The sequence below is a fragment of the Bombilactobacillus mellifer genome (genome assembly GCF_000970795.1).
Lineage (GTDB): Bacteria > Bacillota > Bacilli > Lactobacillales > Lactobacillaceae > Bombilactobacillus > Bombilactobacillus mellifer.
The window spans coordinates 153,820-171,902 of record NZ_KQ034029.1 but is presented as its reverse complement, the minus strand read 5'-3'; the positions used below and the strand labels follow the sequence as shown (position 1 = coordinate 171,902).

General features: G+C 41.3%; 15 protein-coding genes. 8 read left to right on the top strand and 7 right to left on the bottom strand.

The genetic code is table 11. The features are described from left to right. Positions 1-90 precede the first annotated feature (90 nt). Positions 91-618, bottom strand: coding sequence for a DUF308 domain-containing protein (locus tag JG30_RS07005; protein ID WP_046317586.1), 528 nt, complete (start codon positions 616-618; stop codon positions 91-93). 370 nt (positions 619-988) lie between these two features. Here JG30_RS07005 and JG30_RS07000 point away from each other — a divergent pair, with 370 nt between their 5' ends. Then, positions 989-2,716, top strand: a complete 1,728-nt coding sequence (locus tag JG30_RS07000; protein WP_046317584.1) for a pyruvate oxidase — start codon at positions 989-991, stop codon at positions 2,714-2,716. A gap of 388 nt (positions 2,717-3,104) precedes the next feature. Here JG30_RS07000 and JG30_RS06995 read toward each other — a convergent pair whose 3' ends face one another. Next, positions 3,105-3,434: a hypothetical protein gene (locus JG30_RS06995; RefSeq protein WP_046317582.1), complete on the bottom strand. Its 330-nt coding sequence runs from the start codon at positions 3,432-3,434 to the stop codon at positions 3,105-3,107. A 66-nt stretch (positions 3,435-3,500) separates the two neighbouring features. Further along, the gene (locus JG30_RS06990; protein ID WP_046317580.1) at positions 3,501-4,706 is read right to left on the bottom strand and encodes an MFS transporter; all 1,206 of its coding nucleotides are present in this window, start codon (positions 4,704-4,706) and stop codon (positions 3,501-3,503) included. 63 nt (positions 4,707-4,769) lie between these two features. Here JG30_RS06990 and JG30_RS06985 point away from each other — a divergent pair, with 63 nt between their 5' ends. Next, complete coding sequence (locus JG30_RS06985) at positions 4,770-5,966, top strand: MalY/PatB family protein (RefSeq protein ID WP_052725258.1); 1,197 nt, start codon at positions 4,770-4,772, stop codon at positions 5,964-5,966. 98 nt (positions 5,967-6,064) lie between these two features. On the opposite strand, the gene JG30_RS06980 is transcribed toward JG30_RS06985, so the two are convergent. Together JG30_RS06980 and JG30_RS06975 are read right to left on the bottom strand one after the other, a co-directional pair. Then, positions 6,065-7,459, bottom strand: a complete 1,395-nt coding sequence (locus JG30_RS06980; protein WP_052725257.1) for an SH3 domain-containing protein — start codon at positions 7,457-7,459, stop codon at positions 6,065-6,067. A gap of 105 nt (positions 7,460-7,564) precedes the next feature. After that, positions 7,565-7,993: a Fur family transcriptional regulator gene (locus tag JG30_RS06975; protein WP_046317578.1), complete on the bottom strand. Its 429-nt coding sequence runs from the start codon at positions 7,991-7,993 to the stop codon at positions 7,565-7,567. 102 nt (positions 7,994-8,095) lie between these two features. Between JG30_RS06975 and JG30_RS06970 the strand changes: the two genes are divergently transcribed. The 5 genes from JG30_RS06970 (at position 8,096) to JG30_RS06950 (ending at position 13,815) form a co-directional block, all read left to right on the top strand. After that, positions 8,096-8,986: a metal ABC transporter solute-binding protein, Zn/Mn family gene (locus JG30_RS06970; protein ID WP_143443916.1), complete on the top strand. Its 891-nt coding sequence runs from the start codon at positions 8,096-8,098 to the stop codon at positions 8,984-8,986. After that, positions 8,983-9,615 carry a metal ABC transporter ATP-binding protein gene (locus tag JG30_RS06965; RefSeq protein WP_046317576.1) on the top strand — a complete coding sequence of 211 codons (633 nt, stop codon included), beginning with the start codon at positions 8,983-8,985 and terminating at the stop codon, positions 9,613-9,615. The genes JG30_RS06970 and JG30_RS06965 overlap by 4 nt, the downstream gene beginning before the upstream one ends. Then, positions 9,615-10,406 carry a metal ABC transporter permease gene (locus tag JG30_RS06960; protein ID WP_046317574.1) on the top strand — a complete coding sequence of 264 codons (792 nt, stop codon included), beginning with the start codon at positions 9,615-9,617 and terminating at the stop codon, positions 10,404-10,406. Before JG30_RS06965 ends, JG30_RS06960 begins: the two co-directional genes overlap by 1 nt. A gap of 66 nt (positions 10,407-10,472) precedes the next feature. Then, on the top strand, positions 10,473-11,174 hold the full coding sequence (locus JG30_RS06955) for an ABC transporter ATP-binding protein (protein WP_046317572.1): 702 nt from the start codon (positions 10,473-10,475) through the stop codon (positions 11,172-11,174). A 10-nt stretch (positions 11,175-11,184) separates the two neighbouring features. Next, a complete protein-coding gene (locus tag JG30_RS06950) occupies positions 11,185-13,815 on the top strand; it encodes an ABC transporter permease (protein WP_046317570.1) in 2,631 nt (876 codons plus the stop codon). Positions 13,816-14,003: 188 nt separating this feature from the next. On the opposite strand, the gene JG30_RS06945 is transcribed toward JG30_RS06950, so the two are convergent. Both JG30_RS06945 and JG30_RS06940 read right to left on the bottom strand, forming a co-directional pair. Next, positions 14,004-14,993: a D-2-hydroxyacid dehydrogenase gene (locus JG30_RS06945; protein ID WP_046317568.1), complete on the bottom strand. Its 990-nt coding sequence runs from the start codon at positions 14,991-14,993 to the stop codon at positions 14,004-14,006. A 38-nt stretch (positions 14,994-15,031) separates the two neighbouring features. Next, on the bottom strand, positions 15,032-16,213 hold the full coding sequence (locus JG30_RS06940; RefSeq protein ID WP_046317566.1) for an aminotransferase class I/II-fold pyridoxal phosphate-dependent enzyme: 1,182 nt from the start codon (positions 16,211-16,213) through the stop codon (positions 15,032-15,034). Between the two features lie 481 nt (positions 16,214-16,694). Between JG30_RS06940 and JG30_RS06935 the strand changes: the two genes are divergently transcribed. Beyond that, a complete protein-coding gene (locus tag JG30_RS06935; RefSeq protein ID WP_046317565.1) occupies positions 16,695-18,077 on the top strand; it encodes an amino acid permease in 1,383 nt (460 codons plus the stop codon). Positions 18,078-18,083 lie beyond the last annotated feature (6 nt).

The window sequence follows — 18,083 nt, the reverse complement described above, 5'->3', positions numbered from 1 at the left end:
TAATTAAAGCACAACCAAGCGCGAAACAGGGTAAGCACTCAGCAGGCAGTTGACTAAAATAAGACTGAAATTCATTACAGAAATTCAGTCTTATTTATAAAGACGGGTATTAACAAATTCTAAAACCGCTAAGCCAATTAAGCCGATGCCCAATAAGCGAATGAAAAAGTGCAAAACGTCCCACGGATTAAAAATTAAAACAATCCCTAAAAGCGTTAATAATAACGAATATAAGTAATCCAGCCAAGGTGTAACATTAATATATTGACGGTTATGGCGAGCATTAAAAAATTGATTTACGCCATTAATGATTAACACTACTCCTAATAAAATGGGCAACAAGGGAAGTAACACATGTGCAATGGGAAAAATTAAAAAGGCTAATATCAAGGAAATCACAGCCGTCGTGTAAGGACCTGTATTGTCGCTTTTACTTTGAGTTAATAACCAGCCATCATGCAAAGCAATCAAAGCCAAACCTACTAAGTAAGCCGAAATAAAGTATAAGATAATATCAAAACTTTGGTCAGGATTAATTATAAAAATGATTCCCGTAGCTGCTAGAAATAAAATTCGCAGCCAACGATACCACTGGAATTGACGTAAGTATTGTTTCATAAATGTCCATCCTTCAATACAACTAACTTATTTATGATAAACTGCTCCTTCGCGGAAAGCAACTGAGAGTCATCATAATTTGGACTACCTGAATGAAACGGTAGTTCTTGTGAATACCGCGTTACGTCCCAAATCTCAGAGCAGTCGCTGTCCTATATGGCTATCTCCAACAGCTATAGCTGGATAGAGATAAGATTACTGAGAGGGGACACTAATTTTAGGTTTTTCCCGCTGGCTGTTGGTTATTTCACAAATGATAGTCCAGAAGTAATCTTTGTTTAGTAATGACTAAATTGAGTTTTTACCTTTAGTTTGTGATTTTTTAGTGCTAAAGTAAAATCAATATTGTGAAGTTGGGGGATAAAAAAGCATGTTAAAAATTAAGGCTGCAGATAAAATGGTTCAAGTAATGGCTGCTTGGGGTATTGATAATGTTTACGGATTACCAGGTGATTCCGTAGATACCACAGTGGAAGCCTTATATCGTCACCAGGACCAAATTAAATTTACGCAAGTACGCCATGAAGAAGTAGCGGCTTTGGCGGCATCAGCTCATGCTAAGTTGACAGGACGTGTGGGGGTCTGCTTGTCGATTGGCGGTCCCGGCGCCATTCACCTATTAAATGGTCTTTACGATGCCAAAATGGATCACGCACCCGTAGTAGCCATTGTCGGCCAGGTGCAGTCACAATTATTAAATACGGGATTTTTTCAAGAAGTCGATACGACCAATTTATGTGCAGATGTCGCTGTTTATAATAAACTGGTAACAAGTCCCACTACTTTACCAAAGTTGATGGATGAAGCCATTCGTATGGCATATAAATATCAAGGCGTCTCAGTGTTAACGATTCCAGATGATATTCCGGATCATAAAATTGCTGATAATTTTCAACCTACTGCCGGACAATTCCAACTGCAACGCCCACAAGCTCAAATATCGGAGGTGGACCAAGCATTAAGAATGTTGCAGCATGCTCAAAAACCTTTGGTTTTATTGGGCACAGGCGCGCGCCATGCCCAAGCAGCAGCCCGAGAGTTTGTTGAACGTTATGCACTGCCTTTTATTCAAACAATGCCTGCTAAAGGGATCATTGCAGATGATCATCCCAATGCGCTCGGTCAAATTGGGAAACTAGGCACTAAGCCCGCTTATGAAGCTATGTTTAATGCCGATCTGTTAATTTTAATAGGAACGGATTATCCTTATGCGCCGTATTTAAATCAACATATTCCCGCTATACAAATAGATTGGGATCCTAGTAAAATTGGCCACCGTCATAATGTAGCTCTATCGCTTGTGGCGGATGCGCAGTCAGCTTTAACTTTGTTAAATGCTCGCGGGCAAGTAGTCAATGGCCGGCCCTTTTTAGCGGCCTGTCAAAAAAATATGCGCATTTGGCGTTCTTGGATGCACGATGTCCAAAATAAACCGCATACCGGAGTGTTACCTTCTAAAATGTTTGCCCAACTCAGTAAGACGGCACCTAAGGATGTTATCTGGTCAGTGGATGTAGGAACCGCCACTTCGTTTGGAGCGCGATTTATTGATGTTCAACCTACGCAAAAATATACGATTTCGGCCTGGTTAGGAACCATGGGTTGTGCATTGCCAGGCGGAATTGCTGCTAAATCTGTCTGGCCGCAACGTCTTGTATATGCCATTTGTGGTGATGGTGCCTTTGCGATGGTCATGCAGGACTTTGTAACGGCAGTTAAATATAATTTGCCCATGGTCGTAGTGGTTTTAAATAATAAACTCTTAGCCTTTATTGAGTACGAGCAGCAATCAGCCGGCCAACAAAACTACGCTGTTGATTTAGCCGAGATTGATTTTGCCAAATTTGCAGAAGCTTGCGGTGGCGTGGGTGTGAATGTAACCACCGATGCTGAATTTGCCCAAGCCCTGGAAAAATATCAACATCCCACCAAACCGGTCTTAATAAATGCCGCAGTTTATGATGAAGCTCCGTTACCAGGTAAGATTGTAAAAGACGAAGCCCAAGGTTATTTACATTTTGGTTTTGATTACTTCAAGGAAAACTTCCAAATGCCCAAAATGCCACCTTTTCAGGAAATTTTGCGTCAATTTTTATAAATTAAAGTTAATAAGAACTATTCCGCGGACCGAGGCACAAGAGGTTCTGTCCGTTTGCAATAATTTGGTGGTGGCAAGGGCTAAAGTTTTGAAATTGGGCTGTCTAGTTCAACTATTAGACAAGAAGATGGAGGATTCTTTAGTATTTGCAAGCTAATATGATGAGGGATTAGTTTTAAAAAGATTGCTAGATGATTTAATGAAAGAGCTGATGTCGTGGGATTTGCCGGCAGCAGCTCTTTTTGTGGCCAAAGTAGCTGGATCATGAAAAATCACTGCCTTGTCAATCTTACTTATGCCACTTACTGTAACGTAGAGTGTGGCAAAACTTAATCATAGTTTTTTAAATAAAAAAACTGTTACGCACAGGCGTAACAGCACAATTCATTTAGCGATCCGGATCGGTTAATTGAGCTTTTTGATCGCGATACCAAGCTTCCCATTTATCAACAGTATCCATTGAGTCTAAGTCTAGTTGAGCATTGACGGTCACATCATCTAATAAAGAGTTGATAATTGCTGTATGCTTATTTAATAAGACTGGCACAATATCTTTCATACGAAAATTACGATCTTGATTAATAAAATAGTTGAGTTCAGTATCGTGATTATCCGTATCATATTGGGAAAATACTTCCAAATCGGCATCCTGATAATGCCGTACATAAAAAGTTAGAAAAGCGGTCAGGGACTCTTCACTATATTTGGAATCAATCATTATCAAAAAATCCTCCTCATTCAGGCTCCACCTTCTTATGATGGCATGGTTTAAAACAATTGTAAATCAGTTTGACAAAAAATCCCGGGATAACTGTGCTAAATTCAACCCAGTTAATAAAATAATCATCACTACCGCAATCACAAGAACCAAGAGATAAGTTCCACCTAATAGATTTTTGGTAAATAGCGGGACTAGGTTATTAAAGATGACGGCCGAGCTGGAAAAGCCTAAACTGGTGATCGCTGAAAAACAGCCCATGATGAGCGGATAACGTTTGGGTGAAGCTAATAAAGAAAGCAAGTAAGGCACTGTCATCAAGACAATAGCACTGCCGGCACCCATGCAAAAAGTGGCTAAGCCAATGCCGAGTACACTATGCCACTTCAAAAGTAGTAGGCCTCCCAAAGCATCTAAAGTAAAACTAAAAACTAATAAATATTTTTTCAACCAGCGCCGTAAGTATTTAATAGTAAGACCGACGACAATAGCGGCTAAGCCATCTAACATCATAATTTGACCCGTCAATGCTGGGCTACCCAGATGATAATTATTGATAAAGAGTGCGTTTTTGTTATAAAGGGTTGCTTCTAAAAAAACGATAATACTAGCGACAAAAATATAAAAAATCACCATAAGTATTTGGCGGGGACGCATCACAGACATTGGAGTTTGTTGCATGGTAGGAGCAGAATTAGAAGGCGACTGGGGCCGCTGATTAGGAACCGTAAACCAAACGACGATGATCGCTAAGAAAGTTAAAAAGAAGATATAATAATTATATAACCAATTGCGACTGGCTAGTAAACCGCCAATGAAGACTAAAACCATTGAGGAGCCGTTTTCTAAGGCTACGACTTTGCCTAGTATAATGGCCAATTGTTCACCTTGAAAACTAAAAGACTGTAAACTAGGCAGAATAGTGGTAATGCCACCAGTACCTAACCCTGCTAAAAAGCCCCAAATTAACAATTGGGTGACTGATTGGTGCCAAATTAACGGCAATAAGCCACCGCCGGCTAAGAGGGTCAGACTAATAAGTCCTAATTGTTTAAAAGACCACCGCGCTAATAATTGGCCAACCACTAGCGCGGACAAAACGGCTGCGGCATCGCCAATTGTGGCCAGAGATTCTACCGCGGTGTGATTAGCTTGGGGGAAGGCCTTTTGAATCACAGCAATTGCCGGAGAGGTGGAAGAAGTTAGCCGCGCTACAATCGCAAACGCAATAATTCCGTAAACTACTGGTTTTATTTTCAATACTGATTTCATTTCAAGACTCCCTTGCAAACAACTTGGAAAAAAGATTAAATTGTATAAAAAAGAGGTAAACTTATGGATTTTGATCAAATTCAAGAACGTCATCATACTTATAGCATCAAATGGGATGGTGCTTGCCAAACCGCAGGGACCAATGATGTTTTACCGATGTCTATTGCGGATATGGATTTTCAAGCGCCGCAACCAGTTATTGCAGCTATTGTACAGCAAGCCCAACACGGCATTTATGGGTATGCTTCGGAACCAAACATGACGCAAGCTCCGCAAGTTATTGCACAATGGTTGCAAAAACGTAATCAATGGGAAATTGATCCTGCTAATTTAGGCTATTGCGCCGGAGTTGTGAATGGTTTAGGTTTGGCTATTCAAGCCTTGACCAAAGAACAGGACGCGATTATTACACAAACTCCCTTGTATGGTCATTTCAAAATTGCCGTAGAAGCGGCTCAGCGGCGGCTGATTAGTAATCCTTTAAAAAATCAGTCCGGGCACTTTACGATAGATTGGCAACTGTTTGAACAACAAATTGTTGATAATCAAGTCAAAATGGCCATTTTATGTAATCCGCATAATCCTTCCGGTCGCGTTTGGACCTCCGCAGAATTACAACAATATGCCAAAATCTGTGAACAACACCAAGTTATTATCTTATCAGATGATATTCATAGTGATTTAATTTTACCAGGGAATCATTATCAACCTTTGGCTAAAGCTTATCCTGCCTGCACGCAGCATTTAATTACTTTTAAGTCGCCGTCAAAAACTTTTAATTTAGCGGGCTTGCAATTTGCTTACTATTATACGGAAAATGAACATTATCGCCAACTGATGGCGGACCAAGCAGAATACCAATCCAATCCGGATTTGCCCAATTCCTTTGGTGTGCCCGCTGTGATCGCCGCTTACCAGCAATCAGAGCCGTGGCTAGATCAATTGTTGGTTTATTTAGGAGCTAATTTTAAATGGTTAACCGAGCAAATTGAAAGTCAAACTGCGGCTCGTGTGACTCCCAGCCAGGCGACTTACTTGGCTTGGATTGATGTCAGTTATTTAAAAGTTTCTGAAGCCCAATTACAAACAGCGCTAGTAAATCATGGCCTGGTGGCTCAAACTAATAGCGACTTTGGCCTCACGACCACAACAGGTGGTTTGTTTGTACGGTTAAACTATGCGATGCCGCGTTCCCAACTAGCTGTAGGAATTCAACGCTTTATTGCGACATTACAAGCCTTAGCGCCGCAAACGGTTTAAGCGCAATTATATTGAAAAATAAAAAATAGCCGATCTGCTGCGTTTTATAGGCAGCTATCGGCTATTTTAGTGCCAAAAATTACATCAGGTTAGTTGTCTTACAGCTGTGCTACATAACAAGTGCGTCCTGATAATGAGGTGTAGCTTAACCAGGTATAACCATCGGCCGTAACTTTGCCTTTATAAGCTAAATGCTCACCGGCTTCATATTGACCGACTACCGGAGCACTAAGGGAAGGAGCGGTACGGATTTTGGTTGCTTGCGAAAAGGTGTAATGACCGCTTTTATTGGATTTAACTAACTTGGCCTTTTGATGAGCCAAGGCTTCAGTATCAACAATTACATAGCAAGTCCGTCCGGTCACACTTTGATATTTGAGCCAAGTAAAGCCATCGGCAAGGACTTTACCATTATAATAAACGGTTTCACCGGCTTTATAAGCACCGACAATATTTGCGTGCCGACTAGGAGCTGTATAAATATTAGTATTACTTGTAAAGGTATAAGCGCCTTTTTCTTTTACCACTTGATTATTAAAACGTGTCACTTGAATGGGCTTTACGGCTAACTTTTGAGTTACTGGCGAAGACAGGCGCTGTTCCGCAGTAGTTTGTGTATCGATAATCATCGCCACGTAACAAATACGGCCTGAAGCCGCAATATACCGTAGCCAGGTATAGCCATCAGCTTGTACTTGACCATCATAATAAACTTCATCGCCCACTTCATATTGACCCACAATGCTGGCCGTTAAGCCGGGAGCTGTGCGAATGTGCGTAGGAACTAAAAACTTAAAAACCCCACTGTGGTGATAACTTGGTAATTTAGTCTGTTGCTGGGTTTGCGTAACTTTTAACGGGTTAATTTTAGCAACATAACAGACTTTGCCTGAAGCTGCACGATAACGAAACCAAGAGTAACCATGCTTTTCTAAAATACCATCATAATGAACGACTTCACCCGCATTATATTGGCCCACGACCTTCGACTGGGGATCAGGAACTAAGTGAATGTTGGTAGTGGTTTTAAAAGTATAGTGACCATCAGCCGCTTGGACGTTTTGGACAGCGGTCGCGGTTGTTTGCGTTTGGAGAGGCTCTGGTTGTTTGTCTGGATTACTAATCATAGCGACATAACGCTCCTTACCGGACATGGCAATGTACCGCAGCCATGTATAACCATCAGCCTGGCATTGGCCGAGATAGTAGACGGCTTCACCAGGATCATATTGACCGACAACTGGTGCTTGTAAATTAGGAGCCGTGCGAATATTTGTTGCCACAGAAAAAGTAAACCACCCACTGGTGCCGGATTGCTGGAGAGTTTGTTTAAAAGAATTGATAGCTATGGGCTGGATAGTTGTTAACTCTTTAGTGCTTTTATCAGAAGGTACCCGATTCTCACCTACAGCGCGCACTTTATTAATATTGATGGCTGTAAGCAGAGCCGGACAGGCGAGGGAAAGCGTCATCGCTTTGGTAAATTTTTTCATACACACAGGCTCTCTTTTTAATGATAAATTATTCGCTACTTTTATCATAAAAGGCTGCTAAAAAAAGTCAAGCACTGGGCCCTGAACAAATAACTGAGAAAATTTTTATTTTAAACAACTCTCACAAATTCCCCAAACTTCAACTTGGTAAGCGGTCACTTGATAGTGTTGGAGTTGATCCTTGATCGAATTAAAATCGGGGAATCCGATTTCTTTGACGCGACCACAGTTTTGACAAATAAAATGACTATGCTCAGGCCCGGAAAAATCACATTGGTATTTGACGCGTAAGCCATTTTTAAAAACTTGAGTTTCAACAATTCCAATCGACTGCATTTCTTTAACATTGCGATAAATAGTATCGTAGCTCATTGTCGGAAATTGTTGACGCAAATGTTGATCTACTGCTGCTAATGCTATATAAAAATCCGCATGTTGTGCTAGATAGACCAGTAAAGCTTGACGTTGTTTGGTGATTTTATAATGATGCTGTTGCAAAATGTGAATTGCAGCTGTGACATCCACCTGCTCCATTGTCCGCCTCCATAAAATCTAGACATATTCAAAAAATTATGCTACTATTTAAAAAGTAATAATTACTATTTAAATTATAGAATTAGTTGAGGAATTAGTCAATTGCCACGAAAATGGAAATATTTACTGAGTTTAATAGGAACATTAATGTTTTTTATGCTTATGGCTGGTTGTCATCAACCATCGAATGCTAATACCGGTTCCAAAATTAAAATTGTTACTTCCACTCCGACTTATGGCGAGTTGGCCCAAAAAGTGAGTGGAAAGTATGGACACGTCGATATTTTAATGAAAAATCCGGCCGCCGATCCGCATGATTTTGAACCCTCAGTACAAGCAGCGAAGCAAACGAGTCAAGCCCAAATAGCTGTATATAACGGTTTGGGCTATGATGCTTGGATGAAAAAATTGATTAACGATCGGCAAAACTTGTCCCAAATTAATGTAAGTACTTTAGCCCATACTTCGCAGTCCAATCCCCATGTTTGGTATCAACTGGCGACCATGGAACGTACAGCTTTAAAATTGGCCACGCTTTTGGGACAAAAACAACCGGCGCATAAAGAGTATTTCCAACGCCAAGCTCGAAAATATATTAAATCGCTAGCACCTCTCAAAAAACAATTACAGCAGATTAAAGCTCACCGCAACCAACAGCAAGTAGCAGTAAGCGAGCCGGTGTTTGATTACTCTTTACAAGCTATGGGATATCAGGTAGTGAATACACAATTTGCTCAAGCGATTGAAGAGGGGCGCGATCCGGCACCACAAGATGTGGCTCATTTGCAACAACAAATTCGTCAGCGACAAATCGCCTTTTTCGTGGTTAATCAGCAAACCACCAATCCTGTAGTCCAAAATCTGCAAACCTTAGCGCGCCGCCACCAAATTCCAATTATTGCAGTTAGAGAAAGCCAACCTGCGCAGCAGACTTATGTGCAGTGGATGCAAAAACAATATCAAGCAGTTTTGCAAAGTGAGGCTCAAAAATGAAAACCCCCATTTTAATTCAAGCTCAAAATTTAAGAATGCAATTTGATCAACAAATAGTTTTTCAAGAAGTGTCCTTTCAAATCCGACAAGGAGACTTTTTTTGCATCGTAGGCCCTAATGGTTCAGGGAAGACAACCTTAATTCGCTTGATTTTAGGCCAAATGCAGCCAACAGCGGGCCAAATTACCCGCAACTTAGCTTTAGATCAAATGGGATATATGCCGCAATTTCGCAATATTGCTACTGATTATCCTTTATCCACGCAAGCTTTTATAGCTTTAAAACTCATTCATAACTGGCAGCCCTGGCTGACTAAAACCGAAAAAGAACAAGTAGCGACAGCTTTACAAGCTACCCGGATCTGGGATAAACGCAAAGCGCGATTAGGACGCATGTCTGGTGGTGAAAAGCAGCGGGTCTATTTGGCACAAGCCATTGTGAATCAACCCCAATTGTTGATTTTAGATGAGCCGACAGCTAGTTTAGATGTGCACGCTAAGTTTCAAGTGATGGATGTAGTTCAAGAGTTAAATCGTGCACAGACGACGGTGGTTTTTATTTCCCATGATCCGGATCTTTTAGCCCATTATGGCACCCAGCAATTAGATCTAACAGGAGGTACAAAATAATGTGGCAGTATGAGTTTATGCAAAATGCCTGGATCGCTGCGACGGTGATTTCAATTTTATGTGGTATCATGGGGGTTTTTATTGTAGCGCGTCAGTTAGCCTTTTTAACGCATACCTTATCAGAAATTGGCTTTGCGGGGGCTAGTTTTGGGGTGTGGTTAGGCTGGACTCCTTTAAACGGCATGTTGTTATTTACTGTCTTAAGCGCTTTAACAGCAGGAACATTGGATCGCGATAAACCAGTTAAAGATACTTTAATTAGTTTAATTTCGGCTTTTTTCATGGGTTTAGGAGTTTTATTTTTAGCAATTTCCAAGGCCGGTACGGCCTATGCGACCAATATTTTATTTGGCAGTATTGTAGGGATTAGTCATCATGATGTAAATCAAATTATCTTGATTGCCGGTGTGGAATTTTTGGTAATTTTAGTGTTGTATCGACGTTTAAAATTTGCTTTTTTTGATCCTTTAGGAGCTCAAAGCAGTCTGCAGCACGGCGGACTGATTAGCTTGTGCTTTTTAGTTATGATGTCTTTGAGTGTCAGTGTGGTTTCGCAAATTGTCGGCTCATTGCTAGTCTTTGCTTTATTAACCTTACCTGCCGCCGCGGCTCAATTTTGGGGTCATTCGGTCCATGCTTTGATGGCCTGGAGTATTATTTTTGCCTTATTGGGTACTTGGTTAGGTTTGGCATGCGGCTACTGGACGAATTTGCCAGTAACATTTTTTATTACAACAATTGAAACTCTAATTTATTTAATTTCGGCAGGCTTACATCGCTATTGGTCTTAGAGACAATAATTTGCGTTAGGGTTCGGCTTTGGTTATGCTGAGAGAAAAGTGAAGTGGTGAAGAACGATGGCCTATATTAAGTTTGATCAAAGTTCCAAGATTTATCAAAGTGGGGCGCAAGAAGTCCGGGCTAATGATCAGCTGTCATTTGAATTACAAGCTGGAGAATTAACCATTATTGTGGGCGCGTCTGGTGCCGGTAAGTCTACTTTATTAAATATTCTCGGAGGAATGGATACCAATACCAGTGGGCAGGTTTGGGTAGCTGGGCATAAAATTTCAGCCTATTCCCCACAAAAATTGACCACTTATCGGCGCTTGGCGGTGGGGTTTGTTTTTCAATTCTACAATTTAATTCCTAATTTGACCGTACAAGAAAATGTGGAGCTGGCTGCACAAATCGTACCTGAGGCGTTTGCGGCACCAAAAGTTTTACAAGCTGTGGGTTTAAAGCAGCGCGCGGGCAACTTTCCGGCCGAATTATCCGGTGGGGAACAGCAACGCGTGGCGATTGCCCGGGCCATTGCTAAAAAACCGGCTTTGCTTTTGTGTGATGAACCTACAGGGGCTTTAGATTACCATACAGGAAAAAATATTTTACAATTACTCCAGGATTATTGTCGTCAAGCCCATAAAAATGTCATTATTGTGACACACAATGCTTTAATCAAACCCATGGCTGACCACATTTTAGAATTAAGCGATGGCAAAATAAAGACAGACCAATACAATGATCAGCCCACTCCTGTTCGCCAACTTGAATGGTGAGGATGTTAAGATGAAAAAAAGTTTACGAATGAATTTAGTACGGGAATTTCAAAAGTCTGGGGCACGATTTTTTTCATTGGTGGTTTTAGTAGCTTTAGGTGTGTTTGTTTTAATTGGATTAAAGGTTACCGGCAGTGATATGCGCCAAACAGCCAATGCTTATTACCGTCAGCATAAATTAGCAGACGCTGTTTTAACTAGTAATGTACCTTTAACCCACAGTGAACAACAAAAGTTGCGCCATTTGCCAGCAGTCCAGCAAGTGGAGTTTAGTACTTATCAAGACGCCGTGATCCCTGCCACGCGTCAAGCCATTCGTATTGAAAGCCAGCGCCGGCATTTATCAGTGAGTCGGTTAACTGCAGGCCGATTACCACAACGAATTAATGAAATCGCTTTAGATCAGGCGCAGCAGCGCCATTATCATTTGGGGCAAACTTTGCGTGTCGTCGATAATCACCAGCGAACGTCTTTGCCCAATTTATCTCGTCACCAATGGCGAATTGTCGGTTTTATTACCTCCAGTGATTATATTGAACAAAATAATTTTGGTGCCACGGCTGCTGGTAGTGGTCAGTTAAAAACTTTCGGGGTGGTAGTTCCACAAGCCTTTAAAAATACAGCACCTTTAACGGCCAAAATTAACTTTCGTCTCCAGCAGCGGCAAAGTTACGCTCCCCAATATGAACAACGGGTACGCCAAGATGTCAATCAGTTAACCCCCGTGGTGACTCATTGGGCCCAACAACGTCAAAACCAGTTACAACATCAGCAACGACAAAGAATTCAACAAGCTCAAGCTCTAGTTGCCCAACAGCGCCAACAAATGGTCCAGCAAACGCCAGCCTTTGGACGAGATCCAACCTTGCACAAAGCTGCAATAACTGCCAGTCGACAATTAGCGCATCAACAACGCCAAATTCAACAACGCCAACAACAAGTTAAACAGCTCCGGATCATTTATCAATTACAAAGTCGCAATGACTTTAATGAAGGTTATAGTCAAATGGGCGAAGATGCTCATCGAATCGATTTATTAGCCAATGTTTTTCCAATACTGTTTTTTTCGGTTGCCATTTTGGTTTGCAGCACTACCATGGCACGCATGGCCGAAGAAAAGCGAATTGAATTAGGGACTTTACGCGCCTTGGGATATTCAAAATTCGATAGTATAAAAGTGTTTATCATTTATGGATTGCTGGCTGGAACGCTGGGGACCATCCTGGGTACTTGGTTGGGAACAACGTTATTGCCGACCAAAATTTATTTAGCCTATGCGGCCAATTTCACTTTACCCGCGTTACAAACTCCTTTTTCGGTAAAGTGGACTCTAATTGCCGGCTGCATCGCTTTAGCTTGCACAACTTTACCAGCAGTTTATACTGCGAGCCGGCAATTACGTGAAAAACCCGCTACTTTAATGTTACCCAAACCACCAGCCAAGGGAGCCCAAGTGTGGTTGGAGCATTGGCAATGGTTATGGAACCGATTGTCCTTCAATTATAAAGTCACTTGGCGCAATTTAGTGCGCTATAAAGGGCGGACACTAATGACGATTCTGGGAGTTTGTGGCTGTATGGCTTTGCTAATTACTGGATTTGGCATTCGTGATTCGGTGACCGGAATTGTGGAAAAACAATACCAAACTTTAATACATTATGATGTGATTGGTTTGTATAATCCACAAGCTTCTCGCCCACAGCAGCAGCGTTATCGCCAGATCGGACAAAGCAGTCGAGCAGTCCAGCAGCAATTAGAAATCCATTTTGAAAATGTGTGGACGCATCCTCCGCGGGCGATAAATAATCAACCAGTTTCATTATTAGTCCCACTTTCGACTCGCCACTTTGACAAATTTGTGACTTTACAAAAGCCCACGACTCATCAACCACAAAAGCTGACCAACTCGGGCGCATTTATTTCCGAGAAATTAGCTCAATTGTGGCATCTCAAATCCGGGCAAAGTTTAACGTTGCGCAATACGCAGGGAAAACAATATCGTTTGAAAATTGCGGGAATCACACAAATGTATGTCGGCCATTGGCTATATTTAACGCCGCAATATTATCAGCACGTTTTCCATCACTCAGCTACTAGTAATGGTCAGTTATTACAATTAAAAGTGCACAATGAAGCAGCGATTAATCAAATTAGTTGGCGCTTAAATCGCCAACCGGCAGCTGTGACCGTAGTACAATCCAATGCGGTGAAACAAGTGATTAATAATATTTTGAACGGCTTAAACAATTTAGTAATTATTATTACTTTAGCGGCTTCGGCACTGGCGTTTGTGGTTTTATTTACTTTGACTAATATTAATGTTTCTGAGCGGATTCGCGAAATATCGACGATTAAGGTTCTGGGCTTTTATCCACGGGAAGTGGTGCTCTATATTTATCGGGAAGTATTTATTTTAACGTTGATCAGTATCGCCTTGGGAATGCTGGGTGGTTATGAATTGCATCATTATATTATGCAAACTTTACCTCCAGATATTGCAATGGTTGATTTAACTTTGCGGATAACGAACTTTTTGGTTTCTGGTAGTATGACCATTATTTTTTCGATGATTGTGATGGCTTTCATGGCTCAAAAAATTAAGCATATCGATATGTTAGGGGCCTTGAAGTCGGTCGATTAGTGGGGGCAGCTGGAAAGCAGCTTGTACTGAAGATAACAAGTTACAGGTTTCTCATTTTCAGCGGCTTGGCCGTTTTTGGAGTAGAATAGCCGTTCGCTATTGCTGCCAGTTGCCGCCAAGAAGAAGGTACTAAAAAACTGGTAGCTCTGACAGCTACCAGCTGAGTGAAAATATTTTTTATGGACAATTTAAGAAACGACATGGTCACATTTTTCCCCGTTAATTAGGGCTACCGTATCATCTAAGCTAATATCGACCATATTTTGGACAGCGATATTGGTGTAAAAACCTACGTGGGGTGTGAGGATGACGTTGTCTAAAGCTCGTAATTTAATGAGATCTTCATCAGGTAAATCTTGGCCGCGCAAGTCCACATTGAAGAATTTTTCTTCATGCGGCAAGGTATCTAAAGCAGCACCTGCTAAGCGTTTTTCCTGTAATGCGTCAATTAACGCGGGAGTATCAACTACCGGACCACGGCATTCATTAATTAAGTAAGCAGTAGGTTTCATTAAACTTAAGGCGTGCGCGTCAATCAATTTTTCAGAAGTAGGGTTCAAATCTACATGCAAAGAAATAACGTCTGCTTCTTGTAACACTTCTTCAAAGGATTTAAAAGTCAAAATATCATCTAATTTGTGATTAGGCTTGGTATCAAAGGCAATTACTTTAGCACCAAGCGCATGGAATAATTGCGCGGCTGTTCCGCCAATTCGTCCCGCACCAATAATTCCAATTGTTAAGCTATGAATTTCACTGGCTTGTAAACCGCCCCAACGAAAATCCTGCTCGGCGGAGCGTTCATCAAATAATTCTAACTTTCGGATTAAACGCATAGTATGGGCTAGAGCCAATTCGGCTACGGAGCGAGGTGAGTAGGCGGGTACATTGCTGACTTGGAGGTCGTTTGCACGGGCGGCCTCTAAATCAATCGTTTCAAAACCTGCCGTGCGCGTAGTAATTTGTTTAATTCCCATGTCATGCAATTGCGGGTACATGCTGGCTTCGACGGTGCTGCGTTGTTGGATGACTATTCCGTCAAAGCCGCGGACCTTTTCTACAGTATCCGGATGTAATTCGTCCTCGACACTAGTTAATTGAATATCGGGATGGCGTTCTTGCCATTGTTGAATAGCTGGTTTTTCATCGTCGCGAACTGAGAGTAATAAAATTTTCATTAGTAGAACCTACTTTCTTATTTAATTTGAATTTTGATTTAATTTTGATTGCGTTGATTTTGCACATATTCGTGCATTAATTGCATGCCGTGTTCAATTTCGGCCATACTGGTAGCATAGCTTAAACGCAAATAACCGGCGCCACCTGGTCCAAAGTAGGATCCGGGAATTAAGGCTACTTTATTAGCTTTTAATAAGTCATGGGCAAATTCATCGTCATTTTGATTTAGGTCTGCCGGAATTTTAGCAAACACGTAAAAGGCGCCATCAGGTTGGGCACATTGGAAATCCATATCAGCTAACTGCTGAATAATGAAGTCGCGCCGCTCTTGGTATTCAGCGCGCATCGGCAGGGCATCATCAGGGCCATCCTTTAAAGCAGCTTCGGCAGCATCTTGGGTCATTGTGGCTGCTGATGTAATCGTAAATTGGTGAATTTTACCTAATTCTTGAATAATAGCTGGACAAGCACACATAAAACCAATTCTCCAACCAGTCATTGCATGCGATTTGGAAACGCCATTGATGACAATTGTTTGTTCTGGAAGGCTGTGAGCTAAAGAAGGATGCTTTTGAGGATCGTTGTAAACTAATTCGCTATAAATTTCATCACACATGACAAAAATTGGACGGTCCCGCAAAACGTCGGCCAACGCATCTAATTCGGCTTGGGTATAAGTGACGCCAGTCGGATTGCCGGGATAGTTTAAAATCAACAATTTAACCCGATCACCTGCTTGTTGCAGAGCACTTTGTAATAAATCCGGGGATAATTTGAAGTTATTGGCAGCGGTGTTAACCGGAACGACTTCACCACCGGCCACCGCAACTGTCGCCATGTACATTGGAAAAGTTGGGGTAGGCACAATCACCTTATCGCCGGGATTTAAGACGGAAGTGACCGTCGTATAAATTGCTTCAGTGGCACCGCAGGTAACAATAATTTGATCCGGATCATAATGTTGATCATATTTATTGGCTAAAAATTGGCTGATCGCACTTTTTAAACCCGGGGTACCGTTAGAAGGAGCATAGTGGGAGTGGTTGGCCTGAATGCTCGCTACTGCGGCTTGTTTAATGTGTTCCGGGGTATTAAAATCTGGTTCACCTAAGGTAAATTTAACTGACCCCGGGATACTATTAGCCAGATCAGAAAAACTTAGAATAGGTGACGCCGAAACATGCTTTAAATTTCGATTCATTTGCTGCGTCAAATCCATAAAAAACATCCTTTCTCAAAATAAAAAGCCTGCAGTTGATTTAATCTGCAGGCTATAATAGTTAATTAGATTTATACCTTACAGATTATCTTTCACCTGCAAGGCCTAGGGGGCAACGAAATAGACTCTCGTCTGTAGCAGGTGCTAACACCAATGCTGCGTGTTTGCACCTTACTTTGTGTTCAGATACAAACACTCTTTAAAAGAGACGAAAGCTATAATACCAGTTATTCAATTGTCGTTGTTGATTATGTAACATACTAATCACCTCGTCATTGAATACTAACAATTTAATATAAAGCTAGTGAGAAAGTCAAGCCTTTTTTAATTTATTTTTAATTTTAGGCAACTCACATGCATGGAGGTGGGATAATTTGTTGAAGAGATGGTAAATCCCTGAAAAGAATATCTAAACGGTTGACATCACGGAAACAATCACCTATCTTAAAAATTAATTTTAAATGAGAGAGAATAGACCTAGATGAATATTTGGAAAAAAATGACGCGTCAAGCTAGTGTGCAACAATACTTAAAAGCCGATGTTAGGTTTGAAAAAACTTTACAAGCTCGGGATTTGATGGCACTAGGGATTGGGGCAGTAATTGGAACCGGAATTTTTATATTACCTGGAACTGTTGCGGCGACCAAAAGTGGTCCCAGTGTCAGTTTGAGTTTTTTGTTGGCAGCATTAGTTTGTGCCACGGCAGCCATGTGTTACGCCGAGTTTGCCTCGGCTTTACCAGTCGCTGGGAGTGCTTATTCTTATGGCACCATTATTTTTGGCCAATTTATTGGTTGGGTAATTGGCTGGGCCTTAGTTCTAGAATATATGCTGGCAGTCGCCACAGTTTCGGTTGGCTTTTCCGCATATTTTAATTCTTTTTTGAAAGGTTTTGGCTGGCATTTGCCGGCCGCCATTTCCGGGCCTTTGAATCTGGGACAGCACACTTATGTTAATTTAATAGCCGTCTTGGTGGTTTGGTTAATTGGTTGGATGTTGTCTCGCGGGTTACAGACATCGATGCGCATTAATGATTTGATGGTTATTGTTAAAGTATTGATTATTGTGTTGTTTGTACTGGTTGGTTTGTTTTATATCCGGCCTCACAATTGGACGCCATTTACGCCTTTTGGCAGTAAGGGCATTGTTGCGGGAGCTGCCACAGTATTTTTTGCTTATTTAGGTTTCGATGCTGTTTCTTCTTCAGCCCCAGAAGTGAAAAATCCACAGCGTAATTTACCAATTGGGATTATTGGGACTTTAATTATTGCTACTATTTTATACATGGCCGTTTCGATTGTTTTAACCGGCATGGTGCCTTATACAAAATTAAATGTAGCCGATCCGGTAGCCTTTGCGTTACAGTTATTTCATTTGAATTTTGTGTCCGGAGTGATTTCTATCGGCGCGATGGCCGGGATGTTCACCATGATGGTCACGATGATTTATAGTAGTTCACGCTTAGTCTATGCGATTGGACGTGATGGATTATTACCACAATTTTTAGGCAACTTAAATGCCCAGCATCTACCCAATCATAGTCTTTGGATAGTCACGTTGATTGTTTCGTTGCTGGGGGGATTCATTAATTTGGACCAATTAGCCGAGTTAGTGAACATCGGGACTCTGATTGCCTTTTCCTTTGTTTCGCTTGGTATTATTCCGTTACGTAAACGTACCGATATTCCAAATGATGGCTTCAAAGTACCTTTTTATCCCATTTTGCCAATTATTTCGCTGATCTTGTGTTTAGGTTTAATGACCCAATTACAATCTTTAACTTGGATCGCCTCGTTAATTTGGTTTGCTATTGGCGTAGTAATTTATTTAGGTTATGGGATGAATCATAGTAAGATTGAATAATTGTCA